The sequence below is a fragment of the Mesorhizobium sp. M7A.F.Ca.CA.001.08.2.1 genome (assembly GCF_003998455.1).
Classification (GTDB): domain Bacteria; phylum Pseudomonadota; class Alphaproteobacteria; order Rhizobiales; family Rhizobiaceae; genus Mesorhizobium; species Mesorhizobium ciceri.
In genome coordinates, this window is sequence record NZ_RZPW01000714.1 from 1 (window position 1) to 3,206 (window position 3,206).

1 protein-coding gene and 1 pseudogene are annotated in these 3,206 nt (G+C 63.1%); one reads left to right on the forward strand and one right to left on the reverse strand.

Going from position 1 to position 3,206, the window contains the following annotated elements; translation table 11 throughout:
* Positions 1-2,689, reverse strand: a 2,689-nt coding sequence (locus tag EN914_RS29555; protein WP_206527268.1) for an alpha-2-macroglobulin family protein, incomplete at its 3' end; no start/stop codon positions are given.
* A gap of 272 nt (positions 2,690-2,961) precedes the next feature.
* Between EN914_RS29555 and EN914_RS29560 the strand changes: the two are divergent.
* Positions 2,962-3,206, forward strand: a pseudogene (locus EN914_RS29560) (outer membrane protein assembly factor); the annotation flags it as partial.

Below are 3,206 nucleotides of genomic sequence, written 5' to 3' on the forward strand. Positions count from 1 at the left end.
CGTAATTCCACGAATTGTTGGAGCGGTACCACTGGTAATTGCGTTCGACCTTGACCAGCGTCCATTGCGCGCCTTTCAGCGCCTCACGCTTGCCGTCGGGATCGACGGCGATCAGGCTGAACTTGGCCGTGCCGCCCTGCGGCACTTCATTGTCGGCGAAATCCGGACGAATGCCGATCATATGGCCCTGCGGGCGGATGCCGATGTTGAGCGAGCGCTCGATGGCGCGGCCGCCGGTTTCACGCATCCTGACCGTCACCTTGGCGTCGACCAGCTTGGTGGTCGAGGGCAGTTGGTCGACGGAGACCGGGAAGGTCACCTTGCCGTCATCGCCAACCACCGGTAGATCGGCGAGGGGGGTGACCGTGGGTTCGGCCGACTGCTCGTCGGCGAGACCGAAGGAAAAGCCCTGGAAGCGGTCCCAGTCGCGCGACGTCGACAGCGTCAGCTCGCCTTCCAGCGCCAAGCCTGCTGCCGGCGCGCCATAGAGGAAGCGGCCGTCAATGTCGATGTTGGCGGTTTCGCCCTGGGCGATTTCCTGCTTGTCGGCCTTCATGTCGAATTCGATGCGATCCGGCACAAAATCCTCGACCAGGAACATCTGGCTGGCCACCGCGGGCTGCTTGGGATCGGTGTAGATCGACACCGACCAGGTGCCGCGCATGGCGTTGGGGGCGAGCGGCAGGTCGACGGCATGGCCGCCGGCTGATGCGCCGTCGCTGACGATACGGCGGTCCTCGACGCCGTCGGGGCGCGAGAAGATGAAGGTCAACGGCAGGTTTTCGACCGCCTTGGCGGCGCCGTCGCGAGCAAGTGCGGCGACATGAACATCCTCGCCGGCGCGGTAGATACCGCGTTCGGTCCAGGCATAGACGTCGAGCGCACCTGGCGCCGCGCGCCCGGTGACGCCGCGGTCGGACAGGTCGAAGCCGGCCCGGCCCATGTCGAGGAAGACGAAGTCATTGTCGCCCTGCTTTGCCATCAGCACGGCCGGCACCATGCCGCCGTCGCCGCGCGTCAGGCCGGGGTTGAAGACGGCATGGCCGTCGGCATCCGACGTCGCCGTGCCCAGAACCTCATTGTTCCTGGCGACCAGCGTCAGTTCGGCGCCGGCGATCGGCTTGGCGCTGCCCAGCGAACGGGCAAAGACATTGAGCCCGTCCTGACCGGTATAGGTCGACAGGCCGATGTCGGAGACGACGAACCATTGCGTGGCCATCGAGTTGTAGTCGTCGCTCTTGTCGTTGACGGCCTGGGCGGTCAGCACGTAGACGCCGGGCTTGCGCTGCGGCACCGCCTGGTCGACCGGGAAGGAGGTGGTGACCTCCTTGTTGAGGTCATTGGCGATGTCGAGCTGGCCTTGCCAGACCGGCGCGCCCATCTGCTCGGAAATGTTGGAGATGTCATAGCCGTCCAGCTGGTGCAGGAACTGGTAGCCCGACAGAAGCTGGGCGAGCGAACGATCGCCGATGCGATAGAGCTTCATCTCGGCAGCGTTCATGTTGACGGTAACGATCGGAATGCCACGGCGCGCGCCGGCCGGCAGCACGAAGCTATCACCGGTGAAGCGGGCGGACGGTGCGCGGTCCTGGACATAGATCGACAGCACCACGGGTGCCGCGGTCACTTCGCCGATTGCCGCCGGCAGGCCGGCGCGGAAGGTGACGTCGTAGTGCTGGCCATGCTCCAGCCCTTCGACGCAGATCTGCTTGTCCTTGGCCTCGACGCCTTTGGGCGGTGCATTGTCGACGGTGACGAATTGCGCGTAATCGACGCCGGTCTTGACCAGATCTTCGGAGAATTGCGCGCAGATGCGCGGCGCGCTGGTGTCGGCGTCGATGGTGTGGTCGATAACGCGGAAACCCTTGCGCGCCTTCAGATCGACATAGTCGGCCTGGACCGCCGGCGACGGGTTCAGGGCAAGGCTCGCCTCATAGGCCTGTAGCGCCGGCCGGTAGAGATCGCGCTTGTCGAGGCCGTTGCCGAGCAGCGCCAGCACTTCGGCGCGCGTCTTGGTGGTGCGCAGTAGTTTATAGGCATTGAATGCGGCCGAAGTGCCGTTCGTCGGCAAAGTGGAAGCTTCGGATGTGCTGGCGGCGGGCTGCACGGCCAGCGTTTCACGCGCCAGGTTGAGCCAGAGCTGGCCATCATCGGGCAGTACCGAGACAGCGGCCTCGTATTTCAGCATGGCGGAGCGGTGGTCGCCGGTCAGCACGGCCTGTTCGGCGGCACTCATCAAGGCTGCCATGCCTTCTGTCGGCTTGTCATAGGCCGGGCCGAGCAGCTTGTTGCGGTATTGCTGGGCCTGATCGGACATCCAGTTGGGGAAGAAGGCGAGTTCCGGCGGCGCGCCGATATCAGGATCGCCATCGATGTTGACGACCTTGCCGGCGACCGCACCGTTGAAGGTTTTCAACTGGTTGTAGTCGGATTTGAGGAAGCACCATTTGGCTTTTTTATTGTAGGTGAAGGCACGGCAGGCCGGGTCTCCCAGGCATGTCGTCTTGCACTGGTCGATTGTCACATTCTGGTCGGACCTGAGATCAAAGCCGAAATAATCGGAATTGTCCGTTGTCGCGATACGCCGGGCCTCGGCCGCTTGCGCGACGCTGCTCCAGGCCAGGACATTGGCCCAGGCAAAAAACAGGAGAATCAGAATCGAAAGACCACGAGCCGCGCGCATTGCCATAACACCCCTCCAGACACAGCTGACGTCCGGGCATGATCAAGCTTCAGTCAGGCTTGTCAACACAAGGACGCGGCAGGGGTCCGCCTGCCAACGGTTTCCTTTCCGGTCGATGACCGGTAGTACCTCCATAGGACAGGGGATCACGCTTTCTTGCGGCGACGCAAAAGGTGTGAATTCCAAGCCCGTCCTATTTCAGACAATTGGATTGTGGCCCCTTTACGAGCGCTTCAGAACTTCATTCCAATTTTAGTTTTGTAACCTAGGTTGTCTTAATGCCGGCGCATGAAGAGCAGATGTCAGGAGGTCGCGCGCCAGGGCGTGCGCTTCCGCGCGCCCTGCTGCTGGCCATGATGTGCTCGACCGTGCTCGTCGCCGAATCGCCCCCGGCGGCCGCTTTCGAGCTTTTCGGCATCAAGCTGTGGGGATCGTCCAGCGACGAGGATGCCGACATCGTCGATCCGCTGCGCTACGCCGTGACCATCAATGCCCCCGACGCCGACAAGGACCTGGTCAAGAA